Below are 21,484 nucleotides of genomic sequence, written 5' to 3'. Positions count from 1 at the left end.
CTTTAGCAACATTTTTCAGCCTGCTATATTTAATGCAACTATCTAAAACACGGTCAAGCAAAACGCTGGTGCTTATACTTATAAGTGCCGCAACTATCTTCTTTTTATTTAACGCATATAAAAGGGGAATGAAAGCGGATGCAAACGGCGACTATCACATTTACTGGCAAACGGGTAAGCACTTCATTAGCGGGCATACCCTGTATACACCGGGATTGCTTGATGGCGGCTTTACCTATCCGCCGTTTGCTGCTATGTTTTTCAGCCTATTTTCGTGGATGCCGTTTCATACCTCGGCATTTGTGTACAGCTTTCTGGTTAATTATGGCTTGTGGATAATATCGCTGCTACTGGTAAAACGGATTTTTAACCGGCTATACCTACAGCGGGAGATTACATTGCCTTTTACACTGGCCATACTCCTTTCGGCAGGCTTTTACTGGCATAATTATATGTGGATGAATGCCAACCTGCCTGTGTTGTGCTTTACCTTGTTGGGGATAGAATGCTATTTGAAGAAGAACTTTACCGCCAGCTATCTCTTCTTTCTGGCCGGCACATTCTTCAAGATAACCCCCGCCTTGTTCCTGGTATTTGCCGCCATAAAACGGGGACCGAAGGATTGGCCCAAAATCATACTCCTTACACTACCTTTTATTGTTGTACCCATGCTGTTACGCGGCTTACCAACGGGCCTACACGACTGGCAGGAATATTATGCGGCCTTTGTGGCACCATTTTCGAAAGGCCAAGTTGATCAGAATATCATCAGCCTGGGTATACCCGCCCTGCTGGATAAATTAAATACAGGCAATGCCACCCTGGGTTACCCTCCTATTTTGCACCTCAATGCACACAGTTTAAAACTGCTTACCTTAACTATACAATTGCTTGTTTTGGGCACGTTAACAAGCAAGTTTGTTTATGACCGTTATAAACTGGGCAAAGAAGAGTTTTCGGCCGCAGACTTTTGCCTGATCTTTTTGATTACCCTGCTATTGCCGGGGCGCGTATGGGGGCATCACCATGTATGCACCAGCTTTATTTATACGTACCTGTTTATACTAATTCGGGATAAGAAGGTTTTACTGGGTATAACCGTTTTGCTGTGCCTGCTTACCGAGTTTACGGTTAAGGACGTAATTGGCCAAACGCTGACCGATTTGCTGCGTGAGTATTGTTATATTACGTTGGTGATGGTGTTTGTAAGCGCGGTGATCGTGTGGTTTAGATGCAAAGCCGGTAAACAACACCGTTTCATCACTTCCGTATAAGCAAAAACGCCATTGCTTATTAAACAGTGGCGTTTTTGCTTTAATTATGTCGGAAATTCTATTTACGCTTCTACCGCCTGACCAATCAGGTTTTTAGCCATCAGGTACTCAGCAATTTGTACAGCATTGGTGGCCGCACCTTTACGCAGGTTGTCTGATACGATCCAGGCGTTCAAAGTATTCGGCTGGGTTTCATCACGACGGATGCGGCCTACAAACACTTCGTCTTTTTCGTGTGCATCCAGCGGCATGGGGTATTTAAGGTTGGCCACATCGTCAACCACTACTACACCCGGCGCATTGCTCAGGATATCGCGTACCTCATTCAGGTCAAAATCGTTTTCAAACTCAATATTTACCGACTCGGAGTGGCCACCCATTACCGGGATACGCACCGTTGTAGCCGTAACACGGATACTGTCATCACCCATAATTTTTTTGGTTTCCAGTATCATCTTCATTTCCTCTTTGGTGTAGCCGTTCTCGGTAAATACGTCGATGTGCGGCAACACGTTCAGGTCAATCTGGTACGGGTAAGCTTTAGGGCCTTCGATGCCATTACGCTCGTTAAACAGCTGATCAACCGCTTTAACACCGGTACCGGTTACCGATTGGTAGGTAGATACCACTACGCGTTTAATTTTATATTTATCGTGCAGGGGTTTTAAGGCCACCACCATTTGTATGGTTGAGCAGTTTGGGTTGGCTATAATTTTATCCTCGGCGGTTAACACGTCGGCATTTACCTCGGGTACTACCAATTTTTTGGCAGGATCCATACGCCAGGCCGATGAGTTATCAATAACAGTAATACCTGCCTCGGCAAATAACGGAGCCTGCTCCAATGAAGTGCTGCCGCCCGCCGAGAACAAAGCTACATCGGGCTTTTGCTTTATCGCATCCTCAACAGAAACCACCTTATATTGCTTACCCTTGTAAGTAACTTCCTTACCTACACTTTTTGCTGAAGCAACGGGAATTAACTCTGTTACCGGAAAGTTGCGTTCTTCCAGAACCTGCAACATTTTAGTGCCCACCAAACCGGTAGCACCTACAACTGCGACTTTCATTGTTTTACTTATAGTTTTAATTTTTAAACACTTGAATTTCAAATATACATTTTTTTACCAAACGCCCTATTGATACAGCGTTTGCAGGCCGAAAAATTGTATATTTTAAAACAAGTGAAAAGTGCAGTTTGGTAAAAGGTTTTACTTACTTGTTTTTTAATACATTTGCGCCCTGAAACCGTTAAATTTAGCATGAGCGAAAAAATATTTGTAATTGGCGCTAATGGCCAGATTGGCACAGAACTGGTATTGGCCCTACGCGGCATATATGGGGCCGAACAGGTAATAGCATCAGACATTAACAATCCGAATGAGGCACTGCGCAATAGCGGCCCTTTTGAGTTTGCCAATGTACTGGATAAAGAAAACCTGCATGCCCTTTTTCAGAAACATCAGCCTACGCAGGTTTATTTGCTGGCGGCTATCCTATCGGCCGTAGGCGAGCAAAAGCCCAAACTGGCCTGGGATCTGAACATGAACGGCCTGATCCATGTGCTTGATTTAGCGGTGGAATTTAAGGTTGCCAAAGTTTTCTGGCCAAGCTCAATCGCTGTTTTTGGTCCGCATTCGCCCAGGCAAAACACACCGCAATATTGTGTAATGGATCCTAACACAGTTTACGGTTTCAGTAAACTGGCCGGCGAGCGCTGGTGCGAGTATTACCATGCCAAATACGGACTGGATGTGCGCAGCATTCGCTACCCCGGCTTAATCAGCTGGAAAGCGGCTCCGGGCGGCGGTACTACCGACTATGCCATTCATATTTTCCACGAAGCATTAAAAACCGGCACTTACCAAAGCTTTTTATCAGCCGATACCAGGCTGCCCATGATGTACATGGACGATGCTATACGGGCCACCATCAGCCTGATGGATGCACCTACCGAACAGATCAGCATACGCTCCAGCTATAACCTGGCCGGTATGAGTTTTACGCCAACAGAGTTGGCCGAGCAAATCAAACAACGCTTACCGGACTTTACTATTACTTATGCCGACAATGACCCGCGCCAAGCGATAGCCAACAGCTGGCCGCAATCGATAGATGATAGCCAGGCACAAACGGATTGGAAATGGCAGCCTGAATACGATCTTAACGCGCTTACAGATACTATGTTGAAAAACTTACAGAATACATTAGTTTTGTAAGATATTTAACATGATGCCGTTAGTAAGATTTGCAAGCAAACAAGTATGCAAAAGCCCTGTTTCGTGTTCTTACTAACGCATTATTAACTTAGTATCTATTAACGAATAACTACTCACTATACGATGGGAAGAGCATTTGAATTCCGTAAAGAAAGAAAATTTAAGCGCTGGGCTAAAATGGCCGTACAATTTACCCGCCTGGGTAAAGAGATTGTAATGGCCGTTAAGGATGGCGGACCAAACCCCGAAACCAACTCACGCCTGCGTACGGCTATGCAAAACGCTAAGGCCGTAAACATGCCGAAAGACCGTGTGGAGGCCGCTATTAAACGTGCATCGAGCAAAGACGAGAAAGACTACGAAGAATTAGTATACGAAGGTTACGCACCTCATGGCGTGGCTGTATTGGTTGAAACAGCAACCGATAACACTAACCGTACTGTAGCCAACGTGCGCAGCTATTTCACTAAGGTAGGCGGCGCTTTAGGCAAAACCGGTTCTTTAGACTTTATTTTCAGCCGTAAATCGGTATTCCGTTTTGAGCCGGGCGAACGCGACCTGGAAGAGTTGGAACTGGACCTGATTGATGCCGGTTTGGAAGAATTGTTTGTGGAAACTGACGAAGAAGGCAAAGACGTTGCCGTAATACACGCCGCTTACGAGGATTTTGGCAAAATGCAGAAAACGCTGGAAGGCATGGGCATTGAATTAAAATCGGCCAAACTGGAGCGCATTGCGTTATCAACCACCGAGATCAGTGAAGAAGATGCAGCCGATGTATTGAAGCTGATTGACAAGCTGGAAGAGGATGACGACGTACAGGCTGTGTACCATAACATGGCGGAGTAAATTCTTTTTAGAACTAAGACTAGGAACCAGGAGCCAGTAAAAAAGACACCATTCTGCCTGTTCATTAGTTATCAGATATGTCATTGCGAGGAAACGAAGCAATCTCTTCGCATAGCTTAATAAAAGCCACGAGATTGCCGCTATCGCTCGCAATGACAACTTCTTTGCACGTAATACGCATCACAAAATTCAAAACCGTTCTACATGTTGTTCGAAGAATTTTTTAAAAAGAAGAAAATAGACCTTGCTGCCTTACAACAAGGCGAGCCTGACCTGTTTTCGGAATTTAAAGAGCACTTTGAGCAAATGGGCGAAAAGAGTTTTGACCATACCAAAAAATACTGGTTCAATAAACTGCGCCGCCTATACCCATTGCCGCCCGAGGTAAAAGCCGAAAAGCCGCGCATGGAAAACCAGGTAGCGGAACAAACCGTATCGGATACACTTACCGAACCAAAACCGCGTGACGTAGCACCGAAACTGGGCTTTAAGCCGAAGTTTAAGACTGGTGCAACAACGACCACACCTGCCGAGGAGCCTGTAGCCGCTAATACACCAGCAACAGAAACACCGGTTGAGCAACAGGACGCCACGCCTCAGGCAGCAACCCCGGCACCTAAGATGGGCTTTAAACCTAAATTCAAGGCCGGAGTTACCAAACCAGCGGAAGAACAGCAGTCTACCCAGCCAGCTCCGGAAGCATCGGCCGAACCCGCAGCAAATACTTTAGCAGAGCAACCGGCAGCAGAAACACCTGCCGCCAAACCTGCTTACAAGCCGCGCTTCCAGGCAAAAAGCATGCAGCCTAAGCCAGCTACCGAACCCGTTGCACCCAGTACTGACACTGGGCAGGGTGAAAAGCCATCGGAAATACCTGCTACAAAGACAGAACCACAGGCCGAAGCAGAAACAGAAGCCAATAACTCAACCGAAATACCTGCACCCGTAGCGCCTAAGATGGGCTTTAAGCCCCGCTTTAAAGCATCGGCACCACCCAAGGTGATTGAGGGAGAACAGTCAAGCCCGGAAGAAACTGTATCTCCTGCACCTGTACAACAACCTGCAGAAATCACTTCTACAGATGTAGCACCCCAAGCTGAGGAAACTGATGCTGCATCAGCAGTGCAAGAATCTGCTCCGGAAGAAACAGCAAACAACTCGCCGGCACCGCAATCACCAACGGCAGCAGAACCTGTTGCCAAGCCTGCCTACAAGCCCAGGTTTAATCCTAAAATGATTAAACCCAAGCCACCAGAACAGGAGTAACAATTACTTTTTGGTATGGCTAAACAGCCAGCCGAATAGTTCCGGTTCTGCAAAAGCATTATCCCAGCTGTTATGGTTGGCATTAGGATAAACTGTGTACTTTGGATTGCCACCGGCATCTTTTATAGCCTGCACCATGGTTTCGGAGTTGGCAATTGGTACAACATCATCTTTAGCGCCATGAAATACCCACACAGGCACACGTTTGGCAAACTTCTTTACCGTTTCGGAACTGCCGCCGCCGCATATAGCAAAAGCTGCTGCAAATACCTTCGGCTTGCGCCGCAATAGCTCGAATGTACCCATCCCTCCCATTGACAAGCCACCTACATACACCTGGTCTTTATTTATATAAGATTGATGAAGCAAATTGGACAATAAGCCCTGTAAAGCATGCATAGCCTTAGTTGGCTTGCCGCCTTTACGAAAATTGAAAGTTCTTGAAGGATGGGTAGCCGTAGCTGGCTGAATTTCCACATTTGACCAATAGCTATCTTTTGGGCATTGCGGGAAAACTACGATTGCCGCAAACTTCTGTCGAAAGGCCGTATCCAGGAATAGCTTACCGCCGTGTGTTAATTGCGCTTCGTTATCATTACCCCGCTCACCCGAACCGTGTAGAACAAGCATCAAAGAGTACTTTTTGGCAGCGTCAAAGTTTTCGGGCAGCAATACGCGATAAGGTAGGGTATCGCCTTTGGCATGGTATACCTCTTTACGGTAATCGGCCAGTGTTTGTGCAATGGTAAGAGATTGTACGCCCGATAAGGTAACAATCAGTACAACCAGAAGGGTCAGCTTTTTCATCAATGATAAACAGATAAAATAACAGGCATACGAATATGCAATTATTTTACCTGTTCATCCAATATATTACTCAGCCAGTTGAATTTTAGCTTTTTTGCTCACATTAACAGGTTGTGGCACTTTTACGTAATAGCCGGTACCATCGTATTCGCGCTTACGCGGATGAGTTTTGCAGGCGTCCGAGCAGCAGCCTTCCATTTGCCAACCGCATTCCTCGCACTGAGTAAAGTGCTCGTTACACTCTGGGTTGGCACAGTTGATCATTTTATCGGTAGTGTTACCACAGTTAAAGCAAGTAGAAATCACTTTAGGGTTTACCTGGTTTACATCTACCGTTAAACGGTTATCAAACACGTAGCATTTGCCTTCAAAATCGGCACCGCCTACTTCTTTACCGTATTTAATAATACCGCCATGCAATTGGTATACGTTCTCAAAGCCTTCGTGCAGTAACAGCGCCGAAGCTTTTTCGCATTTAATACCACCGGTGCAATAGGTCAATATCTTTTTGTCCTTAAACTTTGCCAGTTCGTTGATCTTCGACGGAAAGTCGCGAAAGTTCTCGATATCCAGTGTAACCGCATTTTTAAAGCGGCCTACCGAGTGCTCATAGTTTGATCGCACATCCAAAATAACAACATCTTCATCATCTTTCATGGCCAAAAACTCAGCCGGTTCCAAATGCTTGCCGGTTTGCTTTTGCGGGTTGATGATGTTTGGATTGCGCAGGCCGGAGTGTACAATCTCGTCCTTATAGCGCACGTGCATTTTCACAAACGAGGGCTCTTCTACATCATCGATCTTGAAATCGGTTTTTGCGAAGCGCTCGTCGGCATGTACGGCTTCCATATAGGCCTTGCAAGCTTCGGGTGTACCCGATACGGTTCCGTTTAAGCCTTCATCTGCTACGATGATACGCCCGGTTAATCCTAAACTTTTACAGAATTTGAGATGATCGGCAGCAAATTGCTCCGCATCAGCTATTGTTGAATAACAATAATACAGTAGGGTTTGATACTTTGCCATAAATACATTGATACTGCTTCAGACAGCGTTTAATGAGCCGCAAAGATACTAATTTTAATTTTTTCAAGAATAGATTATGCTGGCGGAATCATATTACTGACAGGCCAGTTATAAATAAAGGCCTGATGAGATCAACAGGCCTTTATTTTAGTATTTAAATCAAATTTTTATCTCAGACCATAGAATATCCGGAAACCCTGCATCAGCTTGTGGCTGCCTTCAAAGGAGAAACCGTAATCAACCCGGAAGATGAAACGCTGCACGCCTACAAAAAACTCGGAGTAATTGCCACGGCCACGCTGTATCAGCGGGTTATCGCCCACACCCGAATAGTTTTTACGATTGGCCTGGGTAAGGTAGTTTACCCCTATCAGTTCTTCCAGTTTCAGCTTACGGATAAGCGGAATACGGTTCAGCAAACTACCTCCGAAATTATGCTCATAGTGCGCTTCCACAAAAGAGCGGTCGGTGCTGTAATTGTAAAAATCCAAAAAGTGGAAGTTACCGATGGTAGGGTTAAACACCGTACCCTGGTTACCCAAAAAGTGGTTGTAATCTACATAATACAAGCTCTTGCGATTCAGGAACGTACCGGCGGTAACTTTGAACGCAGAGTGGCCTAATAAGCCGATACGCATACGATCGTCAAATACATCAACCGATGCAAAATCATAATTTACGTCAGACCCGAATACCTTGTTTATACCCTTCCGGTAATTGACCCGGAGCTTAGGGAAAATAGACGGTTCATAGAACTTACCTTCGGGCCGGGTAATATACTGCTGCCTGAAGGTAAAAGTAACCGATGCCCGTAGCGTAAGCGCCTGGTTGGTTGGAAATAGTTGCGACTCTATATAATCAGGCTCGGCTAAAGGATTATTGGCCGTATACTGGCGATCCGGATTATTCTTGATGTGATTAAATGAGGTATTGTACATTTGCTGACGCTCGGCGTAAGACAACTGCCCGTTCAGCAACACACCGTTAGCCACTTCCTGCTGCCAGCCTACCAGTCCGTATTTGGTACGGTACAATTTGATATAGTTACGCTCGCTAAGTAACGTGCTCAGGGTATTAAAAAACAACGAGCGCGTACTTACGTAGTTCAAATCAAGCACATCGGTACCCGCACGGGCCATCCATACGCCTTGCTTCGCCGGGTTGTAATTGTAGGTTGCGCCCACATTCATGTTAAAGGTATTGTTGGCAAAGCCATAGCGCAACGCCGGACTAATAGTAAAGTACCTGCCATCATCCAGCCCCTTTAAATAGGTGCCTCTTAAACTAATACCTACACCCTCGACCGTATTATAAAAAACCAGTTCGTGCAGCGGGTTCAGGTAAAACGACTCGCGGGTATTACGCTTGTAATACTGGTAACCAAATATGGTGTTTGATAACCAGCTGATACCATTCCGCGCACGTTCAAGCGAATCCTGGTATGGCTCGGTTGATCGTATCTTCGCCAAACTATCCTTATACCGGTAATCCCGTGCTTCAAATTCAGTTAAAGGCATTGGCCGCTCATTTGCCCAATAGCGGTTACCTTTTGTGTTGGCCTGGGTATCGATACGTAATACTTCACCGTTAAAATGCCCTTTTTTAAAGTCTGGATTAACCTGGTAATTGTTATACAGGGATAGGTAGTAACCGTCAAACTTAAAGCCCAGTACATTGCCCTGAAAATCAAACCGCGATGCAATAGGCAGCCAGATGTTATCCTTAACCGGGATGTACTGCTGGGTAATTTGCAGGGTATCCACAAAATTGATATTCACCTTTTTGACAATATAAAAATCAACGCTGTAAATGCGCCAATCGCCCTCTACAATATAAAGATAGCCCCGGTAAGCCGCTGCATGTTCGCGTTTAGGGATGATTTGTATCTTATCAATTTTATGCCCGCTTTTTATAGATGTACCTACCAGCTTGTAATCGTAAAAAGACATAGCATTATCAGCCAAAGGCGACAAGAACGAGCGGTTACTCAAACCGGTAATATCCAGCTTGTTTTTGTAAAAGTTCAGTTGCAGATCCGATGCCTTGTTGTAGCTAAAGGCTGCGCTTTGCCCGGCAGTTTTAGAAGCAATCATCACCTCTTTTACCCTGTCCGGGTTCTGAAAGTCATATTTAGATAAAGACTCCGACTGGTAAAACATCCCTCTGCGGCCGGTATCTACCTGTATAACCTGGGATACGCTTTTGTTCATCAGGTTTTTGGGTGCCCCTACCAGGCGCTGCACACCTTTCACATAAGCCACACACGAGTACCCGTTTACCTCATTTAAATAATACGCACGCTTAGCAATTACATTCTGCATAATGGCATTGGCACGGTTCACCGCGGCCGAATCTTCTTTGCTGATATCTGCATCCAGGGTAAACTCCTCGCGTACCAGGTGCATATTCAGCTCCTCGTTGTGGTTGGTGATCGTTACTTTTTCTACCCGCTCCAGGTGGCCTACGTTCCGGTAAACCACATTGTAAGTACCCGGCGATAGTTTAAATTCATATTCACCTTCTTCATTGGCGGTAGTGCCATAGGTACTATTGCGTATGTAAACTGCAGTAAAAGCAACAGGACGGTTATCACCATCCGTTATTTTGCCCGATAACCTATAGGTTTGGGCAAATACCTGTAAGGTGGCAGTAATGAACAGGAACAGTAAAAAGTGTTTTTTCATTGGGTGTGTACAATATATACATATAGCTTTTATAGCTAAAATGTTTGTAAGGCCGGGGAAATTAATTTCTGATGTTCAGTTACATACCTCAAATGCCCGATAATGTTTACTTTTGTACTTTAACCCACTATTTATGTATAATACCCTGAAACCAGTTCTGCAGCAGGAATTAGCTGAAATTGAAAAAGCTGGCTTATATAAAAGAGAACGTATAATTACCTCGCCGCAAGGCGCTGATATTACCGTACAAGGCGGGCAGGAAGTAATAAACTTTTGCGCCAACAATTACCTGGGCCTTTCATCGCACCCTAAAGTAATTGAGGCAGCCAAAGCTGCTATGGATGAGCGCGGCTACGGTTTATCATCAGTACGTTTTATTTGCGGCACACAGGATATTCATAAAGAACTGGAACAAAAGCTATCGGAATTTTTAGGCACCGAAGACACTATTTTGTATGCCGCTGCTTTTGATGCCAACGGCGGTGTTTTCGAACCTTTGTTTAACGACCAGGATGCCATTATTTCTGACGAGCTGAACCATGCCTCTATTATTGATGGTGTACGTTTGTGTAAAGCGCAACGCCACCGTTACAAGCACGATGACATGGCCGATCTGGAAGAGAAGTTGAAAGCCACCCAGGATTTGCGTCACCGCATCATCGTTACCGACGGCGCTTTTTCAATGGACGGCACAGTTGCCCAGTTGGATAAAATTTGTGACCTGGCCGATCAATACAATGCTTTGGTAATGATTGATGAAAGCCACTGTTCGGGCTTTATGGGTAAAACCGGCCGTGGTACTCATGAGCACCATAATGTAATGGGGCGTATTGATATCATTACCGGCACCTTGGGTAAAGCCTTAGGCGGTGCATCGGGCGGTTTCACTTCGGGCCGAAAAGAGATCATTGATATGCTGCGCCAGCGCTCACGTCCTTACCTGTTCTCTAACACGCTGGCACCGGCCATTACCGGCGCTTCTATTGCCGTGCTGAACATGCTGAGCGAAACTACCAACCTGCGCGATAAGCTGGAAAGCAATACCCAGTATTTTCGTGAGAAAATGACCGAGGCCGGCTTTGACATTAAACCAGGCGTACACCCGATTGTACCGGTAATGCTGTATGATGCTAAACTATCGCAGGAATTTGCCGCCCGTATGTTACAGGAAGGCATTTACGTGATTGGCTTTTACTACCCTGTGGTACCGCAAGGCAAAGCCCGTATCCGGGTACAAATTTCGGCCGCGCATGAAACCGAACATCTGGATAAAGCCATTGCCGCATTTACCAAAGTGGGTAAAGAATTAGGCGTTATTAAATAACGCCCCACAAATTTTTATCTTTGCGGTAGCCGTAATGGCCGCCATACTATAAAGAACTATAACCTGAAATGCAGGATCTGATTAATCAATATACAGCGGAAGTAAACACATTTGCCCCGGCCAACGCCGAGGAACTGGAAGTATTCCGCATTAAATTTTTGGGCACAAAAGGAATCATCAAAGATCTTTTTGAGCAGTTTAAAAGCACAACACCGGAAGAGAAGCGCACACTGGGTAAAGTACTGAACCAGTTTAAGCAGCTAACCGAAGGCAAGTTCCAGGAACTGAAAGAACAATTCGACTCGCAGCTTACCACCAGCGGTTCACAGCAGGATCTTACCCTGCCGGGCGAAGGCTTTGCCGTAGGCTCACGCCATCCGCTATCACTGGTACGCAACGAGATTATCGATATTTTTAAGCGCTTGGGCTTTGTGGTAGCTGAAGGCCCCGAGATTGAAGACGACTGGCACAACTTCTCGGCCCTCAACTTTCCGGAAGAGCACCCTGCGCGTGATATGCAGGATACTTTCTTTATCAGCAAAGATAATGGTAAAGACAGCATTGCACTGCGCACCCATACCTCATCGGTACAGGTACGCATGATGGAGAGCGGCAAACCGCCGTTCCGTGCCATTATGCCGGGCCGCGTGTACCGCAATGAGGCCATATCGGCCCGTGCGCACTGCTTTTTTCACCAGGTTGAAGGTTTGTACATCGACGAGAACGTATCGTTTGCAGACCTGAAACAAACCCTGTTTCACTTTGTGCAGGAGCTGTATGGCGAAGGCACTAAAGTACGTTTCCGCCCGTCTTACTTCCCGTTCACCGAGCCATCGGCCGAAATGGATATATCATGCAGTATCTGTAAAGGTGCAGGCTGCAACATGTGCAAGCACAGCGGCTGGGTTGAAATTTTAGGTTGCGGTATGGTTGATCCGAACGTGCTGGAAAACTGCGGTATCGATTCTAAAAGATATACCGGCTTTGCTTTTGGTATGGGCATTGAACGGATTACTAACCTCAAGTACGAGATACGCGATTTACGTTTGTTCTCGGAAAATGATGTACGGTTCCTGAAGCAGTTTAAAACCGAGATTGTATAAAATGAAAAAGCTCTGTTACCTTTTTGTGATGATGATGGGTTTGTTGGGATGCGGAAAAGGTGACCAGAGCTATATACCCAGCGTAGCCGTTAATTTTCAGGCTCCGTTAACTGACCCGAGGCTTAACAGGCTGGGCAGTGCAGGCGGAGCGGTGATTGTTAACGGCTATGGGGTTGCCGGCCTGATTATTTGCCGTACCCCGTCAGGAGGCTGGGCTGCGTATGACCGGTGTAGCAGCTACCAGCCCGAAAAAAGATGTGCCGTAAATATTGACGATACCGGCCTTACCGCTACCGACCCTTGCAGCGGTTCTAAATTTCTGCTATCGGACGGCTCGCCGGTAAAAGCGCCGGCTACACGTTCACTAAGGTCTTACAGTATATATATTCAAAACGGCCTTTACCTATCCGTATCTAATTAATGGAAGCCGATAAAATAAAAGAAAGCATTAAACGGTCTGCCCAGGAGCTTTTCCGCAAATTTGGCTACCACAAAACCAGCGTTAACGAAATTGCCAAAAAAGCTAAAATCGCTAAAGCTACCATTTACAAATACTTTGATAGTAAAGAAGCCATTTTGCATTCCCTGCTGATGGATTATATACAAGTGAGCGTAGATGAACTGATACATACCGACAGCCCCGAGCTGGACGAGGAAGCGCACCTGAGCAACCTCATCATGAAAACCTGCCGGCTGTCATACACCGTGTGCAATGAATTTATCGGCTGGGATTTCATCCGCGAATCGACCAACTCGCAGGAGTTTTTGCGCAACCTGTCCAACGAACTGGAAGATTTGCTGGTGAGTTCCTTTACGGCTGTAGGCGGCATCCGCAAGCACGACGGCTATCAGCAGCGCATCCGCTTCCTCATCAAGTGCAGCAAAAACATTGTATTCAGTTTTGCCTTTACCTCGGTAAGCGATGCCGACGTGCGCAAAAACTTCGTTTCTTTCCAGAAAGAGATATTGCCTTATTTGGTTAAAGCGGCTATAACGATATAACCGCTAATCACTTGTTGTCATTAATTTAGAAAGTTCTACCGGCGCAATTACATTGACGCTGCCGTTAGCGCCGGTTGTTACGTTCACAGGCGTAAATCGTCCTTTATAATACCAAAAAAATTGTTTAGAAACCGGATAATCCGATTTAGTATAATAATTTTCGGCTGTCGAGTATAGCCCTTGAATAAAGTTTACAAAATCAACCGGATGACTTTTACTTACCTTACACAACGCAGCTATTCCTTTATTAGGAATTGATATTACTGTTCCCCATTCACCAACCATCTCAGGAGCATTATGCTCCAAGTCTAACACAAAGCTTGCAGCGTAATCTTCGTTTACTATAAAGCTAACTTCAAGCTCTTTGCCATTAACCTTAAACGTTTGCGTCTTTTTTTCGACGCTAACTTCTTTAATGTTATGCAATGCCACATCAAACAAATCTTGATTCGTCTTATGCCAAATTGAGGCACTTTGCTCAGATACAGGGGTAAAGGCACTTGGCAAATCAAGCATCAAAACGGTATAAGTTCCCTCTAAATCTTTTCTTACGATGAATCCATCTATGCCACCACGTAGCAGCATAGTGGCCTCCGTATAAACTCTGACACTCAATTTCTTTCTTATTGACGCAAAATCAGCAGGATTGAACTGTTTTTGCTCTTGAGCAGAAGAAAACATGCTGTTAAAATGATTATTAATAACAGTTACCCATTGTGCTTTATCACTAACAGCAACACATTTACCTATTAAGTTATGTAGATTAATAATGCTAAAATCTTCGTTGGGCTTTAAACGTATGCTGCCCTCTTGCACCTCATCAATAGCATATCTTTTTGAAATGACAGCTATAGAAAGGTCAACAAGCTTTTTATAATCACCTTTGCTGATGTTTTCTTCATATCCATTAGGTATTGTATAACTAATAGACTGACTTTTTGAATGGATGCCAGTTAGCATAAACACTAATAAAGCAAATAATTTAATACGCATAGGCTTAAGTTTAAACATGCCGAAGATAAGTGATTCATATTTAGCTTGGCAAACCCTTTCCCTTAACAAATTCTTTTCACAAACTTAATCTGTATACCAATTTGGTTTTTGGTATAATTTGTTGGTATATTTGGTTAAATCAACACCAACATCCTATGAGCCGTGAATTAACCGAATTTTCAGACCAAATTGACGAATGCTTTGAAGTAGCTGATGCGGATACCGAAAACCTTTGGCTTTTTATCCTCAGCATATTTCAGTAAGCGTTACTTATCATTCGTTATTTCCATATCCTGTTCACAGGGTACGTGATTGCATTTTGCCTTGATGTTGCATTCCGCAATTTTCAATAATTAGGGTTAACTTTGCAGCCTGATGAGGAGAAATTCTGCCCCGAACAAAAGGTTCGAAGATGTAACCATAATTGATATTGCCGAAGAAGGCAAAGGCGTAGGCAAAGCCGAAGAGTTTGTACTGTTTGTTGAAAAAGCCGTACCCGGCGATGTGGTGGATGTAGAGGTTTACCGCAAAAAGAAAAACTTTGGCGAAGCTAAAATAACCGCCCTGAAACAAGCGTCGGCTCACCGCACCGAACCCTTTTGCGAACACTTTGGCACCTGCGGCGGCTGCAAATGGCAGCACATGACCTATGAGGCCCAATTGCTGTACAAACAAAAAACGGTAACCGATGCCCTGAGCCGCCTGGCTAAGGTAGAGGTAGGCCACGCACTGCCTATAGTACCCTCACCTGCCGACCGTTATTATCGTAACAAACTGGAATACACTTTCTCGAACAAACGCTGGCTGAACGATGGCGAAAACCGTACCGACGAGACCGTGGATATGGATGCCTTGGGTTTTCACATTCCGGGCCGGTTTGATAAAATCCTGGACATAAACCACTGCTATCTGCAAGCCGATCCGTCGAACGATTTGCGTCTTAAAATCCGTGATTTCGCCAAACAGCATAACATCAGCTTTTACAACATAAAAGCGCATGAAGGTGCCTTGCGCAACCTTATTATCCGCACAGCCGCTACCGGCGAGCTGATGGTAATTGTGGTATTTGCTTATGCAGCTGAAGAAGAAGTGAACCTGGTTATGAGTTACGTAGAGCAGGAATTTCCTGAGGTTACGTCACTACTGTACATCCTTAACCAGAAAAAGAACGATACTATTTTTGACCAGGAAGTAATTGCCTGGAAAGGCCCTGAATATATACACGAGGCCATGAACGAGATTAAGTTCCGCATTGGTCCTAAATCGTTCTATCAAACTAATGCTATACAGGCTCATCGTTTGTACGAAATAGCCCGTGACTTTGCCGGCTTTAAAGGAAACGAACTGGTATACGATTTATATACCGGCGCAGGTACCATTGCCAACTTTGTAGCCGGCCATGTGCGCGAGGTAATTGGTGTTGAATATGTGCCGTCGGCCATTGAGGACGCCAAGATCAATTCGCAGATCAACAACATCAGCAACACTAAATTTTACGCCGGCGACATGAAAGATGTACTGAACGCTGAGTTTGTAGCCGAACATGGCAAACCCGACGTAATTATTACCGACCCACCACGTGCCGGTATGCATGCCGATGTGGTTGAGCGCCTGATGGAAATTGAAGCCGAAAAAATTGTATACGTAAGCTGCAATGTAGCCACACAAGCCCGTGACTTGGTTGTATTAAAAGAAAAGTACAGCGTGGTGCAGATACAACCGGTAGACATGTTTCCGCACACACAACATGTGGAAAACGTGGTACTGCTGGAATTGAGAAAGTAATCGTCATATTTTGTCATTGCGAGGAGATTGCTACGCTATTGCTTGCAATGACAAGGTTTCTTTATTGAGAATTTGATGTTAATACTTAATTTTTACCTGAATGGATCCGGAAGAATTACTGAACGATAACAATAATAAAAAAGGCGAAAGCCCGCTGAAGAGTCTGGAGGTTGATCTGCGCCTTTACAGCGAATCGTTGCGCGAGGTTGCTGTTGAAATTATGGTGGAAGGCTTATCGGCCTACCCTATTTTTGTGGCACACCAGCACGAGGTAAGCTTAGGCGAACTGGTACTGGATAAAGAGGAGTTGAATACCGACTGGACCATAAATGCTTCTACACTAGAAGAGTTTGTAGAGCGTGGTATTGTAAAAAAAGAATTGAAGCAACGCTTTATCGATAACTACAAAAGTGCACACGATTATATGTGCGTGTTTGTAATTGTGCCAGAGGGCGCCAACTTTGTATTTTTCCCTTACGGCAAAGAATAATCTTTTATATTTGAGTTGTGTTGTAGGTTTTGAGTTGCATGACAAGAGCATCTCAACTCACAACCGACAACACACAACTTACAACTGACAATAACACCCATGCCTGATAAACAGCTTTTGATCCTTAACCATCAGCAAATACAGCAAAAAATTGATCGTATTGCCTACCAGATACTCGAAGACAATTTTGATGAGCAGGAAATTGTAATTGCCGGCATTTTACCTCAGGGCAACCTGATTGCCCAGCGGCTAAAACAGGTATTGAAAAACATAGCCCCATTTAGCTGCACCATGATCAACATCCAGCTGGATAAGCAAAGCAGTAACCTGCAGTTTAGCTTGGATACCGATATCGGCGAGTGCAACAATAAGGTAGTAATTATTGTAGACGATGTACTGAACAGCGGGAAAACCCTGGCTTATGGCCTAGGTGTGTTTTTAGACGTACCGCTTAAAAAGCTGCGCACCGTGGTACTGGTTGACCGTAACCATAAAAGCTTCCCGGTAAATACCGACTTTTCGGGCATTGCACTATCCACCGTGCTTAAAGAACATGTTTACGTATCGCTCAGCGAAAGCGGTGAGGAAGACGCCGTGTATTTAGGATAATAAACTTTCCGGAACCAGCGACCTTAAATCCTGGTTCCTGCCTCTCTTGTTTCTTGTCTCCAAACTAATCCTCCTTGAACCTTCGCAATACTTTCCTGGGCAACTTCATTAACCTGCTGTTTCCGCAGCTGTGCCAGGCATGCAAGGCTACCCTGGTGGGTACCGAGGAGCTGATTTGCACCGATTGCCTATACCATTTGCCTTACACCAGCTTTCATACCCAGCCTGATAACATAGTGGCCAAGCAGTTTTGGGGTAAGGTAGACCTGCAGGCAGCATACGCGTTGCTGTATTTTGAAAAAGGCGGTAAAGTACAGCACCTGATGCACCAGTTTAAATACAGCAATATGCCGCAAATTGGTACCAGGCTGGGCCACATAGCCGGCACACAACTGGTACAAAATCCCGTTTATAATACTGTTGATGTTATTGTACCGGTACCATTACACAAAAAGCGGCTTAAAACACGCGGCTATAACCAAAGCGCCTACTTTGCCCAAGGCTTAGCCAACCGCCTGAATGCACAGGTATCTGAACATAATCTAATTCGTAAAGTAAATACAGCTACGCAAACGCATAAATCGCGCTTTGCCCGGTTTGAGAATATGCAGGAGGTATTTGCCATACATCAGCCGCAGGATTTGGCCGGCAAACATATATTACTGGTTGATGATATTGTAACCACCGGCTCAACATTAGAAGCCTGCGGGCAAGCATTGTTAACTATACCTAACATCAGATTAAGTATTGCCACTATTGCCTATGCTACCTAAAAGTTTCTATAAAGTGTAGCAGATAAAAGTTTTTATTTATTACAACCTTCGGCTAACTATACCCGTACAAGTACTCGGAGCGTTTGATTACATTAATTAATTGACAGGGATATGCTTGAGAGGGCTATCCCTGTTTTTATTTACTGCTGCTGGTAACGGCTCAGCTTTTCGTATAATACTTTCGGATCAAAAGGTTTCAATACATAATCGTTCATGCCGGCCTCTTCAATCTCATGCATTTGGTTAGTTAGCATTGAGGCTGTAAGCGCAATAATAGGCAACTCTTTGAAGTAGGTGTCCGCCTTGCTGCGTATGGCCTGGGTAGCCTGTAAGCCGTCCATTTCGGGCATATGGATATCCATCAGCACCACATCATAGTTGTGGTTAGCTTCTACTTTTTCAACAGCCTGCGCACCATTCTCAGCAAAATCAGGCGTTACGCCCCACTTTTTGAGCACTTTACTGATGAGCAAGCGGTTGATCTGATTATCATCAGCAACCAGCACGTTTATCTTCAAACCAGCTTCGGTTGTATTATTCATAGTTAAAGATGTATTTTCTGCTTTTTTAAAGCTAATCGTAAACCAAAAGGTAGAGCCCTGCCCTAACACACTATCCACATTAATGTGCGAGCCATGCAGTTCAACCAGTCGTTTGGTGATGGCTAAGCCTAAACCGGTACCACCGTATTTACGGGTAGTGTCAGCCTCGGCCTGCTTAAACGATTCAAATATCGTATTAATTTTGTTAGGCGCTATGCCAATGCCCGTATCAATTACGGCAAATCTTACGCGCACTTCATCAGGCGTTTGTTCCAGTACTTTCAAATCAATGGTAATGCCGCCCGCGTCAGTAAACTTCAGGGAGTTACCTACAATATTCAGCAGAATTTGCACCAAACGCGTACGGTCACCCAGTATCAGCGCGGGTACAGCCGGGTCAATCGTATTGCGGAGATATATTTTTTTATCCTGCGCTTTAAACTGCATGGAGCTGGTAACACTTTGCACCAGTTCGCGCAAATCAACCCTGGTTTTCTCCAGCTCAATGTTACCGGTTTCAATCTTAGTAAAATCCAGCACATCATTGATGAGGGTCATCAGGTTTTCGGCCGAGAAGCGCAGAATGCTCAAGTTCTCTTTTTGCGACTCTGCAGGATTGTCTTCCAGCAACAAGTGCGACATACCAATAACCGCATTAAGCGGTGTACGTATCTCATGGCTCATTACCGATATGAACATGTCTTTGGCCCGGCTAAGCTGTAATGCTTCTTCTCTGGCAGCAATAAGTTCGCACTCCACTTTTTTCTTGGCCGTAATATCAATCAATACCTCAATGTATTTTTTCACCTCGCCCCGCTCGTCCAGTATAACGGAGTTGATAACCGATACCCATATAGGTGTGCCGTCTTTACGATAAGCCTCAATATCTACATTGAATGATTGTTTGTTGCGCGATTGCTCCCGGGCCTTTTCAATGCTTGTATAGTCGGTAGATTCGCCTTTAATTACATCGCCCAGCCGCTTGCCCTGTACGTAACTTAAATCATAGCCGGTTATATTTTCAAAAGCATTATTTACCCACTCAACATTGCCGTTGTTATCATTAATTACCACCCCGCTAACGGTTGCGCTGGCTACCAGCGAAAGCAGTGTCAGTTCTTCCTCGGCTTTTTTTCGCTCCGTAATATTCAGGCAAACAGCTACCTGGCGCTCAACCTGTCCTTCTTCATTAAATAATGGACTGTTGGATAAAAACACCCATACCGGTGTGCCATCTTTTCTATAAACCTTAATCTCAATTTCATAAGGCTTATTATCTGCATAGGCATTTAAAGCATTGGTAAATACATTCAAATCCGTTTCTTCGCCAATAAGTATACGACCAAAGGCTTTGCCCTGCATTTCGGCAAGTGTATACCCCAGTATACTTTCCATGGCCTCATTCATCCAAATCACATTACTATCCCGGTCGCGTATCAAAACGCCGCTTGGCGATTTGCGCGACGCAAAGGACATGATCTCGAGCTGCTGCTCGGCATGTTTACGGTCGGTAATATCAATGATAACCTTAATATACTTTTCAACCTGCCCGGCTTTATCAAATACCGGCGAGTTTAGCACCGATATCCACATGTGATGGCCATCCTTGTGCAGGATATGAAATTCCATTTCAAATGCCCGATGCGTTTTTAACCGATTTTGCAGGTTTGCGTATACTGTACAATCAACTTCGCCGCAATTAAGCACTTGGATAAGCTCGTGGTTACGTACATCATCCAGGTTAAAACCTGTAATGCTTTCAAAGGCATCATTAATCCAGATAATCTTATTATCGGCATTGCTGATGGCTACCCCGTTAGAAATCTTGCTGGCTACCAGCGAAAGTTGCTTCAACTCATCCTGTGCATGTTTGTGCTGCGTAACATCACGGCCGCTGGCATACCACTTACCGTTATCAAAAATGGCGGTCCAGCTCAGGTATTTACGCTCATCATTTTGGGTTACCACGGTGGTTTCCATTTCGAATGATTGCCCGGTGCGCTGTCCGCTTTCAATAAGAGGTACATACTGTTCGCGGTTATGATCGGCTACAAAATCCCATAACGACCGGCCAACAATCTGATCGGCCGGATAGCCGAGTATCTTTTCGGCCGCATGGTTAACCATCTCAATTTCAGATGAGGCATCGGCAATACAGTGTATCTCGGATGAATTATTAAAAAGGCGGTAAAACTCCTTATGCGCTTCGAGGTTGCGCTCCAGCTCTTTTTTTTGCTTACGTAACGATAGATGCGAAATCACCTCACCGGCCAGGGTTTGCAGCGCGTCGCGCTGCTCGGCCGACAGGTGCTTGGGCTTTTGGTCGAACACGCATAGCGAGCCCAGGCGATGCCCTTCGGGGTCTATAAGGGGTGCGCTGGCATAAAAGCGCAGCATGGGGCCGCTTTTTACAAACTCGCTTTCGGCAAAAATTTCGCTTTCGGTAAAGTCCGGCACTTCTACCAGTACATCATCCATGATGGTGTACCGGCAAAAGGCATCGGCTCTGGGTATTTCGTCTATCGGCAGGCCCACCTTTGATTTAAACCACTGGCGGTGCTCATCGATAAATGATATGAAGGCTAACGGAACGTGACAGATATAAGAAGCCAGGCGTGTAAGTGCATCATACTCCTCTTCCGGAAAGGTATCCAGTATCTCGTATGCTTTTAGTGCTTTTAAACGCTCGTTTTCATTTTCTGGAACTGGTATCCGGTTAGCCACCATATTTAAAAGTT

Annotated in this window: 18 protein-coding genes; 12 read left to right on the top strand and 6 right to left on the bottom strand. The window is 45.1% G+C overall.

Going from position 1 to position 21,484, the window contains the following annotated elements:
• Positions 1–128: 128 nt before the first annotated feature.
• Entirely contained in the window at positions 129–1,274 is a 1,146-nt protein-coding gene (locus KHS38_RS16565) for a glycosyltransferase family 87 protein (protein ID WP_213489654.1), read from the top strand.
• Positions 1,275–1,336: 62 nt separating this feature from the next.
• Here the strand turns inward: KHS38_RS16565 and KHS38_RS16560 are convergent, their stop codons facing one another.
• Positions 1,337–2,344, bottom strand: a complete 1,008-nt coding sequence (locus tag KHS38_RS16560) for an aspartate-semialdehyde dehydrogenase (RefSeq protein ID WP_213489653.1) — start codon at positions 2,342–2,344, stop codon at positions 1,337–1,339.
• A gap of 192 nt (positions 2,345–2,536) precedes the next feature.
• Here KHS38_RS16560 and KHS38_RS16555 point away from each other — a divergent pair, with 192 nt between their 5' ends.
• The 3 genes from KHS38_RS16555 (at position 2,537) to KHS38_RS16545 (ending at position 5,608) form a co-directional block, all read left to right on the top strand.
• Positions 2,537–3,493 (top strand): NAD-dependent epimerase/dehydratase family protein, encoded by a 957-nt coding sequence (locus KHS38_RS16555; RefSeq protein ID WP_213489652.1) that lies wholly within the window; start codon positions 2,537–2,539, stop codon positions 3,491–3,493.
• Between the two features lie 123 nt (positions 3,494–3,616).
• Complete coding sequence (locus KHS38_RS16550; RefSeq protein ID WP_213489651.1) at positions 3,617–4,342, top strand: YebC/PmpR family DNA-binding transcriptional regulator; 726 nt, start codon at positions 3,617–3,619, stop codon at positions 4,340–4,342.
• Between the two features lie 204 nt (positions 4,343–4,546).
• Positions 4,547–5,608, top strand: coding sequence for a hypothetical protein (locus KHS38_RS16545; RefSeq protein ID WP_213489650.1), 1,062 nt, complete (start codon positions 4,547–4,549; stop codon positions 5,606–5,608).
• Between the two features lie 3 nt (positions 5,609–5,611).
• On the opposite strand, the gene KHS38_RS16540 is transcribed toward KHS38_RS16545, so the two are convergent.
• From KHS38_RS16540 to KHS38_RS16530, 3 genes are all read right to left on the bottom strand, one after another.
• The gene (locus KHS38_RS16540) at positions 5,612–6,415 is read right to left on the bottom strand and encodes a carboxylesterase family protein (protein WP_213489649.1); all 804 of its coding nucleotides are present in this window, start codon (positions 6,413–6,415) and stop codon (positions 5,612–5,614) included.
• A 66-nt stretch (positions 6,416–6,481) separates the two neighbouring features.
• On the bottom strand, positions 6,482–7,441 hold the full coding sequence (trhO, locus tag KHS38_RS16535; RefSeq protein ID WP_213489648.1) for an oxygen-dependent tRNA uridine(34) hydroxylase TrhO: 960 nt from the start codon (positions 7,439–7,441) through the stop codon (positions 6,482–6,484).
• Positions 7,442–7,608: 167 nt separating this feature from the next.
• Positions 7,609–10,125, bottom strand: coding sequence for a DUF5686 family protein (locus KHS38_RS16530; RefSeq protein WP_213489647.1), 2,517 nt, complete (start codon positions 10,123–10,125; stop codon positions 7,609–7,611).
• A 133-nt stretch (positions 10,126–10,258) separates the two neighbouring features.
• On the opposite strand from KHS38_RS16530, the gene kbl reads away from it, so the two are divergent.
• From kbl to KHS38_RS16510, 4 genes are all read left to right on the top strand, one after another.
• A complete protein-coding gene (gene kbl / locus KHS38_RS16525) occupies positions 10,259–11,449 on the top strand; it encodes a glycine C-acetyltransferase (protein WP_213489646.1) in 1,191 nt (396 codons plus the stop codon).
• A 68-nt stretch (positions 11,450–11,517) separates the two neighbouring features.
• A complete protein-coding gene (gene pheS / locus KHS38_RS16520; RefSeq protein ID WP_213489645.1) occupies positions 11,518–12,552 on the top strand; it encodes a phenylalanine--tRNA ligase subunit alpha in 1,035 nt (344 codons plus the stop codon).
• A 1-nt stretch (position 12,553) separates the two neighbouring features.
• The gene (locus tag KHS38_RS16515; RefSeq protein ID WP_213489644.1) at positions 12,554–12,973 is read left to right on the top strand and encodes a Rieske (2Fe-2S) protein; all 420 of its coding nucleotides are present in this window, start codon (positions 12,554–12,556) and stop codon (positions 12,971–12,973) included.
• Positions 12,973–13,554, top strand: a complete 582-nt coding sequence (locus tag KHS38_RS16510; protein ID WP_213489643.1) for a TetR/AcrR family transcriptional regulator — start codon at positions 12,973–12,975, stop codon at positions 13,552–13,554. Before KHS38_RS16515 ends, KHS38_RS16510 begins: the two co-directional genes overlap by 1 nt.
• 3 nt (positions 13,555–13,557) lie before the next feature.
• On the opposite strand, the gene KHS38_RS16505 is transcribed toward KHS38_RS16510, so the two are convergent.
• Positions 13,558–14,547, bottom strand: coding sequence for a hypothetical protein (locus KHS38_RS16505; RefSeq protein ID WP_213489642.1), 990 nt, complete (start codon positions 14,545–14,547; stop codon positions 13,558–13,560).
• Positions 14,548–14,922: 375 nt separating this feature from the next.
• On the opposite strand from KHS38_RS16505, the gene rlmD reads away from it, so the two are divergent.
• The 4 genes from rlmD (at position 14,923) to KHS38_RS16485 (ending at position 18,204) form a co-directional block, all read left to right on the top strand.
• Entirely contained in the window at positions 14,923–16,332 is a 1,410-nt protein-coding gene (gene rlmD, locus KHS38_RS16500) for a 23S rRNA (uracil(1939)-C(5))-methyltransferase RlmD (protein WP_213489641.1), read from the top strand.
• Positions 16,333–16,432: 100 nt separating this feature from the next.
• Positions 16,433–16,822, top strand: a complete 390-nt coding sequence (locus KHS38_RS16495; RefSeq protein WP_213489640.1) for a hypothetical protein — start codon at positions 16,433–16,435, stop codon at positions 16,820–16,822.
• 99 nt (positions 16,823–16,921) lie between these two features.
• Entirely contained in the window at positions 16,922–17,431 is a 510-nt protein-coding gene (locus KHS38_RS16490) for a phosphoribosyltransferase family protein (RefSeq protein WP_213489639.1), read from the top strand.
• A gap of 74 nt (positions 17,432–17,505) precedes the next feature.
• The gene (locus tag KHS38_RS16485; protein WP_213489638.1) at positions 17,506–18,204 is read left to right on the top strand and encodes a ComF family protein; all 699 of its coding nucleotides are present in this window, start codon (positions 17,506–17,508) and stop codon (positions 18,202–18,204) included.
• A 140-nt stretch (positions 18,205–18,344) separates the two neighbouring features.
• Here KHS38_RS16485 and KHS38_RS16480 read toward each other — a convergent pair whose 3' ends face one another.
• On the bottom strand, positions 18,345–21,473 hold the full coding sequence (locus tag KHS38_RS16480; RefSeq protein ID WP_213489637.1) for a PAS domain S-box protein: 3,129 nt from the start codon (positions 21,471–21,473) through the stop codon (positions 18,345–18,347).
• Between the last annotated feature and the right edge of the window lie 11 nt (positions 21,474–21,484).

The organism is Mucilaginibacter sp. Bleaf8 (assembly GCF_018390515.1).
In the GTDB taxonomy this organism is placed as follows: Bacteria; Bacteroidota; Bacteroidia; order Sphingobacteriales; family Sphingobacteriaceae; genus Mucilaginibacter.
Note: the sequence above shows the minus strand (reverse complement) of the source record. Positions and strands in the feature narration are given on the sequence as shown.